This window comes from Patescibacteria group bacterium (assembly GCA_028716045.1).
In the GTDB taxonomy this organism is placed as follows: Bacteria; Patescibacteriota; Patescibacteriia; order JAQUQO01; family JAQUQO01; genus JAQUQO01.
This window is the reverse complement of record JAQUQO010000001.1, coordinates 527,171-541,687: the sequence shown is the minus strand read 5'-3', so window position 1 is coordinate 541,687 and position 14,517 is coordinate 527,171. Positions and strand designations below refer to the sequence as shown.

At 46.2% G+C, this 14,517-nt stretch carries 6 protein-coding genes; 3 read left to right on the top strand and 3 right to left on the bottom strand.

Annotation, left to right across the window (positions count from 1 at the left end; all coding sequences use genetic code 11):
- Nucleotides 1–4: 4 nt before the first annotated feature.
- The 3 genes from PHG22_02690 to PHG22_02680 all read left to right on the top strand — a co-directional run bounded on the left by PHG22_02690 (nt 5) and on the right by PHG22_02680 (nt 8,821).
- Entirely contained in the window at nt 5–2,320 is a 2,316-nt protein-coding gene (locus tag PHG22_02690; GenBank protein MDD5490679.1) for a leucine-rich repeat domain-containing protein, read from the top strand.
- A 463-nt stretch (nt 2,321–2,783) separates the two neighbouring features.
- Nucleotides 2,784–5,123 (top strand): hypothetical protein, encoded by a 2,340-nt coding sequence (locus tag PHG22_02685; GenBank protein MDD5490678.1) that lies wholly within the window; start codon nt 2,784–2,786, stop codon nt 5,121–5,123.
- Nucleotides 5,124–5,293: 170 nt separating this feature from the next.
- On the top strand, nt 5,294–8,821 hold the full coding sequence (locus PHG22_02680) for a thrombospondin type 3 repeat-containing protein (protein ID MDD5490677.1): 3,528 nt from the start codon (nt 5,294–5,296) through the stop codon (nt 8,819–8,821).
- A gap of 226 nt (nt 8,822–9,047) precedes the next feature.
- On the opposite strand, the gene PHG22_02675 is transcribed toward PHG22_02680, so the two are convergent.
- The 3 genes from PHG22_02675 to acgM form a co-directional block, all read right to left on the bottom strand.
- Nucleotides 9,048–12,089, bottom strand: coding sequence for a MopE-related protein (locus PHG22_02675; protein MDD5490676.1), 3,042 nt, complete (start codon nt 12,087–12,089; stop codon nt 9,048–9,050).
- A 531-nt stretch (nt 12,090–12,620) separates the two neighbouring features.
- A complete protein-coding gene (locus tag PHG22_02670) occupies nt 12,621–13,232 on the bottom strand; it encodes a methyltransferase domain-containing protein (GenBank protein MDD5490675.1) in 612 nt (203 codons plus the stop codon).
- Nucleotides 13,233–13,306: 74 nt separating this feature from the next.
- Nucleotides 13,307–14,326 (bottom strand): radical SAM/SPASM domain protein, ACGX system, encoded by a 1,020-nt coding sequence (acgM, locus tag PHG22_02665; protein MDD5490674.1) that lies wholly within the window; start codon nt 14,324–14,326, stop codon nt 13,307–13,309.
- Between the last annotated feature and the right edge of the window lie 191 nt (nt 14,327–14,517).

Below are 14,517 nucleotides of genomic sequence, written 5' to 3'. Positions count from 1 at the left end.
AGAGATGAAAAGGTTGATATTGATTGGAATTGTTTTTTTTGCTGTTTACGGTTATACCAAAAATACTTATTCTGAAGAACCGGAAATAACAGACAGTTTGGGATATCCTTTATCGAACTATGATCCTGGTTCATTCTTTGGTCGTGTTTTTGGATGTTGCTGGCCTCGACATTTGGGCGAAGATGACAAAAGATCACCCTTAACTCCCGTGAGAGCAATTGGCAATGGGAAAATTATCACGGGTATTGTCTCTGGAGCTCATACTTGTTATGGCATGGTCGTGGTGGTAGAGCATACATTGCTGGATGGGGGTAAAATAACTTCAGTATATGGCCATATGACAAATCGCGAAGGATATAAACCAAGGTTAAGCGGGGTTGTCAAAAAAGGAGAAATTATTGGTTATGTGGGGCATAGCGGAGGTAAGCCACCTCATGGTAGGGTGGCTTATTGTAATGGCGTTTTAGATGATGAAAATGGCGACAATGAACCTCACCTTCATTTTGGTATTCGCAAAGGACCCGCTCCTAAAGATGAGTATGATAATTATAGTTGGGTTTACTTCGGTTATGGACCTAAATATGGCGAAGACGTTGACTTTGATTCTAAGGGCAAAGCGTGGGGAGGAAAGTTTACCGCCGGCAAAAAGTTCATTGACGAATACAACGCCAAATACTCTGACCGCGATGAAGACGAAGATGGGGTTACTGTCAAAAACGGCGATTGCGATGACAAGGATAAAACCGTTTATCCGGGGGCCGAGGAGCTGTGTGATGAAAAAGATAATGACTGCGATGAGGTGGCGGACAATGGTTTCCTTCCGACTGCGCAAGAAGTCGGCAAGGGCGACCAATGCAGCGACGGCTTAAGCGATTGCCGCGTTTGGGGTGAATACATCTGTTCGCTAGACAAAAAGTCAATCGTCTGCGACGCTGTTGCTTTGCCGCCGGGCGAGGAACTCTGCGACGGCAAAGACAATGATTGCGATGGCAAAATAGACAATGATATTCCCAGTATTGGTGAAGAGTGTGTTGCGGGCGAAGGAGAGTGCCAAAACACGGGGGAGGTAATTTGCTTGCTCGAAGCAAATCCGGCGGGGTTATATTGCAGTGTTGCTCCCTTGGAACCGGATTGTTCCGGTAAAGAGTGTGGCGATGATGGTTGCGGAGGAAGTTGCGGTACCTGCGTAGGAGGAGATGCTTACTGTATAGGAAATATTTGTGTGGAGTGCACGGATGATGCGGATTGTCCCGCGGGCGAGTTCTGCAACATTCAATCGTATACCTGCGAACAGGATATCCCAGACCAATGTAAAGGTGTCATAAGTTTTACTGATCCAAACCTTGAGCGGGCGGTGCGGGACGCTATTGGCAAGCTTTCTGGCGGCATTTATTATTTAGACGTTAAAGACCGGACATTTCTTGATGCTGGAGATAAAGATATCCAATACCTTGGAGGAATAGAATGCCTTACTGCACTGACATTGCTTAACCTTTGGTCCAACCAAATAAGCGACATCTCACCGTTGTCAAACCTTACTGCGCTGACAGATCTTGACCTTAAGAACAACCAAATAAGCGACATCTCGCCATTGTCAAACCTCACTGCGCTGACAACACTTAATCTTCTGTCCAACCAAATAAGCGATATTTCGCCGTTGTCAAACCTTACTGCACTGACAATGCTTTACCTTTGGGACAACCAGATAAGCAATATTTCGCCGTTGTCAAACCTTACTGCACTGACAATGCTTTACCTTAGGGTCAACCAAGTAGGCGATATTTCGCCATTGTCAAACCTCACTGCGCTGACAATACTTGACCTTTGGGGCAACCAAATAAGCGACATCTCACCATTGTCAAACCTCACTGCGCTGACAGATCTTGACCTTAAGAACAACCAAATAAGCGACATCTCGCCATTGTCAAACCTCACTGCGCTGACAATACTTGACCTTTGGGGCAACGAGGTAAGCGATATCTCACCATTATCAACCCTCACTGCGCTGACAACGCTTTACCTTAGGGTCAACCAAGTAGGCGATATTTCGCCATTGTCAAACCTTACTGCACTGACAATACTTGACCTTTGGGGCAACGGGGTAAGCGACATCTCACCATTGTCAAACCTTACTGCACTGACAACGCTTTGGCTTGATTATAATCGAATAAGCGATATATCGCCGCTCGTGAGCAATTCTGGTATTGATAATGACGATGAGGTGGACATAAGATACAATCCCATTGATTGTGCGGCTCAAGGTGTGAACATAGCGGAGCTTCGCAGTCGCGGAGTAATTTTAGAGACAGACTGCCCCTAACCCAAAACACTTACCTCAAAAGTTTTTAGCAAGTTGCTAAAATTCAAGCTTTTTTGTTTTTTTATTTTTAGGAACTGGTAGGAAAATAGGTTGAAAAATAACTCCCCAAACCAGCCCCCGAACTCGGGAGCTGGTTTTTTTAATATTTACCCGCAAGAGTTCCCTCCGCCCAAGGTGAGGGGATGAATGGCGGCTTGTAAATATTAACCTCGCGCCAACCTCGGGGCGAGCGCGTGTGCCGAATAGGCACATCCCTTTTTCGGGCGAAGCGCGAGCCCGTCCGACCCATTGGCGCCGGGGTAGATGTTCACCCGCACGGAGCTTCATTTCAGCTCTTGACCTTTTTTGATGTTTTTTCTATACTAATTCTAAACTGGCGTTCCTTGATAATCCAAAAGTAATTTTTGGTTAAAATAAATTTTGTTGGTAAAGAATTGTAAACCGTAAAAATGGAGGTGGAAAGATGTTAGAAAGAAATGTAAAGAGGTTGTTTTGGTTGACGCTGGCCCTAGTGGCAATACTCGTTTTCGTTGCCTGCGGCGGGGGAGGAGAAGCAGGAGAAGAAGATGATGATGACAATGATAATAACGATTCTTCTGTCGGAGATTTTGATTCTGCCAATCCCGGCGAGTCGTGTTATGTGCCAGAAGTAGAAACCTGCACCCCGGACCAGACAGCAGTTCTGGAATGCATGGAAGCCCATGGCGGCGGTTATGCCTGGACTCTTGATGAGAGCTGTGATGAAGATGAGATTTGTCTGGAGAGGGGAGATGATGATGACTCTGGATATAACTGTGAGAACAGAGACCTTTTATGCGAAGAAGGCGACAGCTGTGCTACCGTCTTTAATATGCCCGCTGAATATTTATATATGGTGATGGATATTGATGATGAAATAGACCGGCAGTGTTGTGAACTAATCGGCGGAAAGTGGTCCGCGGAACCGCCCTACGAAGAATTAAGTTCCTGCCCGGATTACTTTGGCGTGCCGGGCAACTATAGTTATGATGATGAAGCTATTTGCTGGGTTAAAGAGACCACTTCTTATAATTGTCGCATAAGCGAAGGATACAGTGTGCCAGTGTATCTGCATAGTGGCAATTCTTACGATATTAATCCGGATTGGGATGGCAAATGTCCTCCTCCCGATGACGTTACCGACGACGATGACACCGGCGATGATGATGTGGATGATGATGTGGATGATGACGATTCGGCCGTCGAGTGCGAAGACCCCTCATTAAGACCACCCACCTGCCTGCCTAAAGGGGATGAGACCCCTGATGAAGTCGTTAGCAAGCTTAACTGCAACCAAAAAGACGAAATTTATACCGACCGGCCCTGCACGTATAAATCCTGCGAAATCTATGACGATATTTACAACGCCATTTTAGGCTGCAGCCAGTCAACGCCGGACGCGGATATGTGTAATTGCCTTGATTGCTATAACAAGCAAATTGCTTGTATGAAGTGGCAAGACGATTTCAATAATTGCTACGACCCGACAGTGATAATGGACACCTGCGCCTTAGATAGAGATGTCTGTATCGACACCTATCCCGAAGGAAAATGCGAAATGATACGGGAGTATAATGCTGAGGTGGAAGCCGATTCGATGTGCTTCTATGAAGCCGGTTGCGCGACGGAGGCTGGTACAGGGAATACCTGCATGTGCGAGGAAGGCTATTGGGTTTGCGGCGAAGAGGTAGTCTGCGAATCGGCAGATGATGATGACGATATCACAGATGACGATGACGACTCGTGTGTTCCTACAAACAATGGCGTGGAGATTTGCGATTGGATAGACAATGATTGTGATGGGAGGATGGATGATGTTTCTCCTGCGCCTTCTACCGATGAGCACTGCGGGTCATGTTTTAATGAATGCCCGCAGTTCACTTTTTGCGAGGGCGGGGAATGCGAAGAAATTCCTGAGGATTGCGTGTATAATCCAAATATCCAACCGTTTGAATATCCCGAAGAACCTGTTTGTAAAGAATATGATGAATGTATTGCAGCTTGTCCATATATTAACGAAGCAGACGAAGATTTGACCCAGGAACAAATACAAGAGAGGGATAACTGCATCACCGAATGTCAAAACAACATCTCGGGCGACTGCATGACTTGCATACAGAAATGGAGCACTTGTTCAAATGAAAACGGCTGTGTGTTGCCCGACAATTCAATGGACGCAGATTGTTTTTTTACTTATTGTTTTGATGATTATTTCTCATGCCATACGGCGGGGATTGGTTCGATTGAAGAGAAATCATGTCTTCAGAACGAGAAATGCGTTGATGTCGGCGGTGCCGGCGCTTGTTATCCTACTGACCCGAATTTGATAAACGGAGACGGTACAACCTACCCAGGAGAAAAAAACGAAAGAAACGGTGTTTGTGGAGAGGGAGATCCAATAGAGGATGATGCGTGTTATCAGAATTCCAATGATATGATGTGTGTCAATTGGTTTGGCCCTGGCGAAACGCCGATATGCACTGGCTTTTGCCCAGTTAGTGAAATTGAAGTGCCTCGTTTAAGGTTGAACGGTTGTATGATAGATGAAACCTGTTCAATACTTGGTCAAGATAGTAGTGGCAACGATATGGTATTTTGTGTGCCTGACGGTTGGCAAGTGGGTGAAGACCCCCCAGGTAATACGGACGACCGTAACGGCGTTTGCATGATTCTTGGTATGGTAGATACTTGCACTAATAATACTGCCTGTGTTTCGTTCTCCGGGATGGAAGACAGAACTGGAATTTGTTTTCAGAAGTGTTATGAGGAATGCGCATCACCCTAAGGGTATAAAAGCGTTAAAACTAATCCAAACCAGCCCCCAAACTCGGGAGCTGGTTTTTTATTAGTTTTAGCGGTTTTTAATGTTTATTGTTTTTAGACCCTTTTGTTTTCATGTTTTTATGTTTTCGTGTTTTATGCTATAATATCCACAGTAGAAACTAATTTTTTATTATGCATAAAAAGTGGATTTTTTCTTTACTCAAAAGGGTGATTTGGCAGTCCCGATTATTCGGGATTAAGCCGGCGCCGTTTCAGGCGGGGAAGAAAATTTTTTACAGTTTTCTTTTTGCCCTGATTTTAATTCTACCCCTGCTTTCAATTTTGTATTGGCAAAATGTGTGGGGGTTTTTTGGTATCGGCCAAGCGGAAGCGCAGACAGCTGATTCTTTTGTTAAATACGATTTTACCACCGACGGCACGATGGTGAACGTTAAAAAGGCGGGCGGTACCGTTATTGGTTGGAGCGGACCCGCCGGTGCCGTTTCTTACGCTCCCGGCAATCTTATTGACGGAGCCATTGCTAACAATGTCAATGATTACTGGCGGGAGGCGAATGAACCGGCAATCGTGGTTGTGAAGATGCCGCAAGCGCGTCCCGTGAATAAAATTATTTTAAGAAACACTTATAACTTATACACCGCTTTTAAATTATGGTATTCGTTGAACACCACGGACGGGTGGGATGGCGACTGGCAATTGGTTCCTTCTCCGAACTCCGGCGGCCAAGTGCCGGCGGGCGGTTTGAAAGAGATTTATTTTACTTCCGTGGTTAATGCCAGATATTTTAAAGTGACGGATTTGGATTCGGGAACTTACGCTTATTTGAATGAAATAGAGGTCTACTATTTAGATGTGGATGGTGATGGCGTGGCTGATAGTTTAGACAACTGCCCTGCTGTTGCCAATGCCAATCAACTTGATGTTGACGGCGACGGCACCGGCGACGCCTGCGACAACTGCCCCAGCATTGCCAATCCCGACCAAGCTGACGCGGACAATGATGGCCGAGGTAGTGTCTGCGATAACTGTCCCAATTATCCCAACGCCAATCAGGAAGATGCCGATGGCGACGGTGTTGGCAATAATTGTGATAATTGCGCTTCAGTCGCCAACCCCGACCAGGCCGATACCGATGGCGATGGTATTGGTAATGTCTGCGAAGTTGCTGATACTGATAATGACGGAGTGGATGATAACGGAGACAACTGCCCGGCTGTCGCCAATGCCAATCAGCTTGATGTTGACGGCGATGGTAATGGCGACGTCTGCGACAACTGCCCCAGCGTTGCCAATCCCGACCAAGCTGACGCGGACAATGATGGTCAGGGCGATGTTTGCGACACCGACTGGGATAGCGACGGCCGTTTAAACACAGCTGACAATTGTCCCTATATTTATAACCCTGACCAGATTGATAATGACAGCGACGGCACCGGCGACGCCTGCGATACTGATAAAGACAATGACGGCGTTTTGAATAATAATGATAACTGCCCACTTAACGCCAATCCCGACCAAGCTGACGCGGACAATGACGGGCTCGGGGATTTTTGCGATTTAGATACCGACGGCGATTTAAGAGATAACACCATTGATAATTGCCCGGCTAATTACAATCCGGACCAGCTTAATTCCGACGCCGACGCTTCTGGCGATGTTTGCGATTCCTGTCCGGGCGATTTTAACAATTCCTGCGCAGGCGAGGAAAGCGCGTCGGCGGTTATAAGAATTTCCGGCGGGGCAGTAAGCACTACCGGCGGAGCGCAAGCCAATATCCCAAGCGGGGCTTTGGCGAGCGCCACGACAGTCACTATTTACGAAACAACTGTTCCGGCGAATTTGGAAGCGCAAGGCATAACACCCTTGAGTAAGATTTACGAATTCCACAAGGGCGGAGATAATAATTTTTCCTCGGCGGTTACTATCCGTTTGCCATATTCTTTGGCTAATAACTCGGCGGATATTTATTGGAACAACAATGGAACTTGGCAGAGAGAAAGCCTGGCCGTTTGCTTTAATGAGAATTTGGTCTGTGAGCTTAATATCAATCATTTTTCATTTTTTGTCGTGGGTACCAGCGATTATGATAATGACGGTGTTTTGGATATCAGCGACAATTGTCCGCGTGTCTGGCAGGAAAGACAAATTGATTCCAACGGCAACGGTCAGGGCGACGCTTGCGAGGGCAATGTTTACGGCTGGGCGTGGTCCGAAAATGTCGGTTGGGTTTCGGCTAATAACTGCGACTTGGCGACCAATACCTGCGCCGGTCCGGCTTATGGCGTAAAAATCGCGGCGGACGGAATTTTGTCCGGCTGGATGTGGAGCGAAAACGTGGGCTGGATTTGCGTAGGCGCGACCTGCGCTGATTATGGCGCTACTCCGGAAGCGCAGACGGCTGCGGCCAAGGCCGATACCAATATCGGCGATATCAGCGGCTGGGCGAAAGTAATTGCTTATCCGGCCAGCGAGGGCTGGATTTCTTTGCGCAAGATGGCGCTGGATTTGGACGCTCCGATTTACGGCGCCAAAATGGCTTTTGCCATTAATGAACAGCCTCTTATTTCCAAAGGAGATTTTTACTGGTGGGGATGGGCGCCGTGGGATATTGGCTGGGTTGATTTTGGGCCGTCAGTGGCTGGTAGTTTTGTTGGTATAAAAACCAGTTTTGGTTTTGAGCCCGTGCGCGTGACGCCGGCTGGAGGAATTTTTGAGCCGTTGTGTTGTTTAGGTGGTGGAACGGATTGCGCGCGCGTTGACGATGGCTATGCTGATTACCAAAATACCGACGCTTATTGCGACGGCGAGAATGTCGGGCAGGCCTTGCCCGGCACGCATTTGCATACTTTTACAGTCAAACTAGCGAATTTAAAAGTCACCTCGGGCATGGCGGAGTGTAAAGTTATTACTCCAGGGAGATGTCCGGAGAAGGAGTTAGAAACCGGAGAGAAAATCTCTGGCAATATCTGTTTTGGCAATTATAACTGCGCCACAGGGGAATCTTGTATGGGCACAACTAACATCTTGGTTTCCGGTAGTGTAGAAGAAGACGGTAAAGCTAATTTGGAATACACGGTCCAGCCGGGTGATTCAATAAATGAAGAAGCATTTTGGCTTTTGAAAGAATGTAAGGTTAATGGCGATGATATTGGGATTCCGCAAAAGCCGATATTTGTCCACAGAAATACTTGGACAAAAGGAGGAGAGGAAGGGAGTGATAAAACAAGAGCAAAATATTGCTGGCAGATGTCAGGCGGCGCTGGTCAATATCTGGCGAATGTTTATCGCTGTGATTTTCTTGGCGATGTGGGCTTTAGCGCTAAAATGGCCACTGGTTTCCCAGTAGAAGGGATTTGCGACGATACTTGTTTTGAGGGAACATTAAATTGTATTGATGGAAAATTTGATAACGATGGTAATGGTTTGGCAAATATGGACGACCCTTATTGTAAGGGAATCGCTTATGAGGAAGAGGGCGAAAGGAAAATGTGCCTTTTAGATGGAGACTGTAAATTTGTCGGCGGGAAATGTGTTAATATAGAGGGGCAAAACCAATGTGTTAATGTGTTATTGGGCGGTTCAGATGGAGATAATGATGGAGTAGTAAATATGTTTGACATGGATTCAAATAGCAATGCCAACAATAGTATAAAAAGAAACTGCGAGATAACTGATAATGTGATGACCTGCAGTCCGTAGAGACGTCTCGACAAGGCGGGGTCTCTACATAATGCGAATCATCAATCCTTTTATCGTCCCCCGGTATCCCCGTAGAGACGGGTTTTAAACCCGTCTCTACCAAATGCCTGAATTGTTTCTGTATAAATCAAAACCCAAATAAAAAAACACCCCGAGTTTTACCCAGGGGTGTTTTGATTTTTTAAATCCCTCCTTACCTCCCTTTTTCAAAGGGAGAGAAAGGGGATTACTTCACATAGCACAGGCCGTCGCAGGGGCCGCCAAGGGCTGTGTCGCCGAAATAGACGGCGTGGATTTCGTTACCGGAGTTAATCGTTATGGCTGTAATGAAATTAGCTTCTTCACCATCTTTGTATTCTCCGATGACGCTTAAGACCCAACTTCCGGATTTGTCGGTAGCATAGATTACCCTATGCTCTTCGAATGCGAGATACAACACATGTCTTTTCCCATTAGAATCCACGGCCATTGAGGTTGCCCAGCCGCGAGGATAATCGGCATTGAAATCAACGTGTTCGCCCGCCCAATCCCCGCTGGCGTTGGTGGTTATACGAAGAGACCAACCGCTAGCCGTGAAATAGCCGGAAGAAATATGGAGTTTTCCGCCGGAATCCGCTGCCATTGAACTCCAAAGACCAGAATAAGTGATGTCAATTTTATTTTTAACCCAACTGCTATCACTTTGTTCTTCCGCCAACCACAATCCATCTGTTGCGCCAACTCTCTCGTATGAAATACGACTTAAGTTGTTCTGTATCACAAGCGATGTGCCTCTATCAAGGTCTGTAATGGCATGTACCACTTGTATTTCCCAGTTTGCCCCGTTCCACCGCGCTTCCCGCAAGTCGCCATTATATCCGCGGTAAGAAATCCGTGGATAACCGTCGTCGTCTAGGGCGATGGAAGTAGATTTACCGGTTTGCGGATCGTCGTTATCAATGATAGTGGTTTCCAAACTTTCGTCAGGCGCTCTTTTGGCGTAGCAAAGCCCTTGCTCGCAACGGTAGGAAATATGGATGTTGTCAGAGGAGTCAAGGGCCATATCTGTATCACTGGCCATATTTAGATTCCATTGTTCATTTTCCCAATTTCCGTCTTTGTTGTTGCTTAACCATTTTCCGCCAAGTATCCATATTTTTTCTTGGGAGTCAAGGGAAATTTGTAGGTAGGTTCTGCCGATGTCTCTTATGCTTTCACTTTTCCCATCCCAGCCGTCGCAGTCGTTGTCAATACTGTCCAGTTTATCGGTCGGGTTGTTAGGATAGGCAAGAGCTTCATCATCATCGCAGTCCACCACCGTCACTCCATCTGTGCCCAAAGCCGCGTAGTCGTCGGCATCAACATCGCCCGCCAGCGCGCCGCCAAATTTGCCGTCGCAGTTTTCATCAACCGCGTCGGTGTCATTGTCGTCTGCGTTAGGGTGGATACTGTTGTTGCCATCATCGCAATCCGTTCCGCCGGAAGCGATACTCGCATAAGTATCGCTGTCAGCGTCCACTCCGTCTCGGCCGTCGCAATTCTGGTCAATGCCGTCGCCCACCGTGTCCAGCGCTCCGGGATAAATCCCGTTGTCGCCGTCGTCGCAATCCGTTCCGCCGCAATCCTTGTCAATAAAAGTGTCAGTATCGGCATCTTTGTCATCTACGCCCTTGCACTCGCCGCTTTGGCAGGTAGAAGTCGTGGTGCAAATCTCGCCGTCATTGCAAAGGCCGCCTTCGTTAATCGGCGACTTTTCACAACTGTCAGCCGTTTCATCGCACACTCCGTTGTTGCATTCGTCCGAAAGAGGAGAGCAATCCTTCACCGGTCCGGCTTGGCAGTCGCCGTCTTGGCAGGAATCGCCGACCGTGCAGTATTGGCCGTCTTCACAGGAAGTTCCATTAGACCTCGGCTTAGCCGCGCAGTGTGATGAAGTTGAACTGTCCTCTACACAGATACCGCGATTGCAATCGTCGGTCTTTTTGGAACAATCGCGGCTCGCTCCGGCTTGGCAACTCCCGTTTTGGCAGGTGTCGCCGACTGTACAGCCGTTAGAGTCCGCATTGCAAGCGGTGTTGTTGGGTTTAGATTGAGCCACGCAATTAAAGTTAACGTGGTCAGCCGTTTCCTCGCAAACGCCGTCATTGCACTGATTGGTGAACGTCGAGCAGTCAGCCGGTGTTCCCGCCACGCAAATTCCCGCTTGGCAGTTGTCGCCGACTGTGCAGCCGTCGTTATCCAAACAGGCCGCGCCGTTGTTCTTGGACGTAGAGGAGCAGACGAATTTGTCCTGACCTTGGGAAATACAGATACCGGTTTTGCATTGGGTATTTACACCCGAGCAATCTGCCGGCAAACCCTTCTCGCAAATTCCCGCTTGGCAGGTGTCGCCGACTGTGCAGCCGTCACCATCCGCGTCGCAGGGAGTTTGGTCTTCCATGGGGGTCGGAACGCATTCATATGTTTCCGAGCCAGCGGAGAAACAAGTTCCGGCGTTGCAGGCATCCGTAGCTTCGGAACAATCCGGAGCCGGTCCTTTTTCGCAGACACCGGCTTGGCAGGTGTCGCCGACCGTACAGCCGTCACCATCCGCGTCGCAACGAGTTTCGTTGGGCAAAGATTCTTTGCCGCAAGCATACTCATTGTTTCCGGCAGAATAGCAGACACCGATGTTGCATTGCTTTTCTTCTTCCGGTACCGCTCCCGAACAATCCACTGCTTTGCCGGATAGACAATCACCGTCTTGGCAATAGTCGTTTTCGGTGCAACCATCAGAATCCGCGTTGCAGAGTGTCCCGTTTTCTTTGGGAACCGCTTGGCAACCGCGGGTGGCTTCATCGCACACGCCGTCATTGCATTCGTCCGAAAGAGGAGCGCAATCTTCGGGTTCAATTTCTACGACACAAAATCCGCCAAGGCATTGTTCAACGCCGTCGCAGAAAATGTCGTTGTCACATCCCATTTCCAAAGCCGAATCTTCGTCAGTATCGCCGTCGCAGTCATTGTCCTTTCCGTCGCAAATTTCTTTGCTCGGAACGCAAGTCGTGTCGTCATCGTCATCCCCGACATCTATCGGGACGTCGCCGTCTGACGGCTCAACACCAGCATCGTCATCAGACCCTGAGTCTGTCGAAGGGTCATCGTCGTCATTGTTGTTAACATCGCCACCATCACTGACACCCTCATTGTCATCCTGAGCGTCAGCGAAGGATCTCTTTTCTCCGTTGCCGCAGCCCAAGGGCGCGAGCAACACCAAAATCAACCAAAAATTACTTTTCATCCTTTTCATCTTTATCTCCTTGTAAATTAATTTTTTTGTTTTCAAACAGCAGAATAATCTGCTTACCCGACTTTAGTCAACTCGTGTTTGGCCCGCTAAAGTGAGGTAAAGAGACTATTTAAAGGGGTTAAAATATACTCTTTTTAACTATTAAATATAGCACATTTTAGCTATTTTGTCAAGATTAGCTTACAACACATAATACAAAACAATAATACCGCATTTCCACTATTATTTTATCATTTTATCAATTTTCAAGATATGGGCTTAATAAATCCGAGAAATACCTTACAAATGCGGGGTATTCCCCCATAGAGATTCCGCTGCGGCGGGGTCTCTACCATGCAATATCATCAATCCTTTTATCGTCCCCTGGTATCCCCGTAGAGACGGGTTTTAAACCCGTCTCTACCAAATGCCCGAATTGTTTCTACAAAAAATTTTTTAAATAAAAAACGCCCTTTTATCAAAGGGTGTTTTGATTTTGTTCCCCCGTAGAGACGCATGACAATGCGTCTCTATTAAAGATATTATTGTGGGCTATTTTATTTTTCTTGCTATTATTTTAACAACATCGTGCGTATGCGGTTCGGGATTTCCTGGATGCCCTTCGTCTGTCGTAGACTTTTCTTCATAAAAAATGATATTAAAATCAGAAAATATATTTTTTAATTCTTGCGGCTCAAAAAAGCAACTTTTGTCGGCGGTCTTTTTTTTATAAAGTGGGTCATCCACGGTAAAACCGGAGATAATAATATATCCTTTATTTTTTATATTTTTTTTAATCCTTTCAATTATTTTCAAGGCCTCTTTTTTTGGTAAAAACTGCAAAGAATTAAAGGCGTTTATGATATTGTATTTATTTTTTTGAATATTGAAATTTTTAATATCGTCGCAAAATAAATTTATTTGGTCAGTTGGTAAATTATTTGCCCGGATAGATTCTTTTATTTTTTTAATTCCTTCCCGTGAGTTATCTACGGCAGTCACCTTGAATCCTTCTCGCAACATAAATAAAACATCTCTCCCTTGGCCACAACCCAAATCTAAAAATTTTGAACCAGTATCCAGCTGATTGTAGATTTTTTTCAAAAGCTCGTTCGGCTTCCTCCCCCAAACGTTGTTATTTTTATAGATTTGATTATATTCCATGTCTTTAGTATAACAAATAAATGCGAAAAATAAAAAAACGATAGTACTCCGTTGAGTAACTATCGTTGTTTTAATCAACATCTCCAGCATTGTGGGTCCTTGTCAAAAAAGTTGCCCGTAGTACCGGCCGAAACTGCATGGCACCCGCGGCAATAATTAAGAAGTTCACAATCTTTGCAACCAGCTAATTTTTCAATTTGTCGGTATTTTTCCATCTTTGGCGACAGAAAAATTTCCTTGAAAGTTTGTTGACTGATTTTTCCGACCATACTCTCAAAACGGCGACAGGCATATACTGTGCCATTGGGTAATAAGGTCATATGTTTGATTCCGCAGTTACAACCGTCAAGCACGATATCTTTTGCTTCGCAAAGTTTGTATAGTCCTTCTTCATAAAGAAAAGCCGTCCAAAGGTGATCTTTTAAAGAAAAATTAGTGGCGCAGTCAACGAGTTCACTGTAAACTCGCCACATGTCAGCGAGAAATTGGCGGTAGAGTTGGGGTGGCATATTGTGTTCCGTATCTCCACGCGTTGGGCAATAACGGGAAAAGGCAAAATTGCCCACCTTATGTTCTACACAGAGCCTCGCGACTGCCGGAAGCTCCTTGTAATTAAGTAAGGACACGGTTGACATTATCATGCTTTTAATACCAGCTTCGTGTAAAATCGGCAGCGCTGACAACGTTGTCTGAAAAGACCCTGGTTTACGCAAAGAGTCGTGCGTTTTCTCAAGCCCATCAAGGGACATTTGATAACTAGTACAGCCAAGATTTTTCAATTCCTTTGCCCTCTTAGTAGTCAAATGAAATGGATTGCCCAAAATAGTAAAGCTAATTCCTTTTTGCTGGATTAATTTCAGCACATCCCAAATTAGCGGATAGAGTAACGGGTCGCCACCGGTGATGGAAAAATGCGGGGCTACATCCATTTCATCACAAAATAAGATAAAGTCCTCAATAATCTTTTGACACTGCTCAATAGTTGGTGTTGATCGTAAACCTTTTTTTTCATGCTTTTGCCAAATGTAGCAATGTTGGCATCTTTGGTCGCACTTATTAGTTAAGTGCCACTGTAATCCAAAAAATCGTTTCATCTAACCCTTTCCTTTCTTTGGGTAAATATAAAAAGGAGGAGAAAATAATTTTTTCCCTCCTTCTAAGTTTGGTGGTTATTCTCCGCCGCACTCTACGTTGCAGCCTCCGCCGCAATTGCACGATCCCTGTCCGCATGGACTAGCTGTGGCGCGACCCTTGGTAACGGCGGAATTTTGGCGCAAAACTGCCT

Bases quoted from the DNA above. Each gene is read 5' to 3' on its own strand.
- PHG22_02670 (MDD5490675.1), bottom strand. From the start codon at position 13,232: ATGGAATATAATCAAATCTATAAAAATAACAACGTTTGGGGGAGGAAG.
- acgM (MDD5490674.1), bottom strand. From the start codon at position 14,326: ATGAAACGATTTTTTGGATTACAGTGGCACTTAACTAATAAGTGCGAC.
- PHG22_02690 (MDD5490679.1), top strand. From the start codon at position 5: ATGAAAAGGTTGATATTGATTGGAATTGTTTTTTTTGCTGTTTACGGT.
- PHG22_02680 (MDD5490677.1), top strand. From the start codon at position 5,294: ATGCATAAAAAGTGGATTTTTTCTTTACTCAAAAGGGTGATTTGGCAG.
- PHG22_02685 (MDD5490678.1), top strand. From the start codon at position 2,784: ATGTTAGAAAGAAATGTAAAGAGGTTGTTTTGGTTGACGCTGGCCCTA.
- PHG22_02675 (MDD5490676.1), bottom strand. From the start codon at position 12,089: ATGAAAAGGATGAAAAGTAATTTTTGGTTGATTTTGGTGTTGCTCGCG.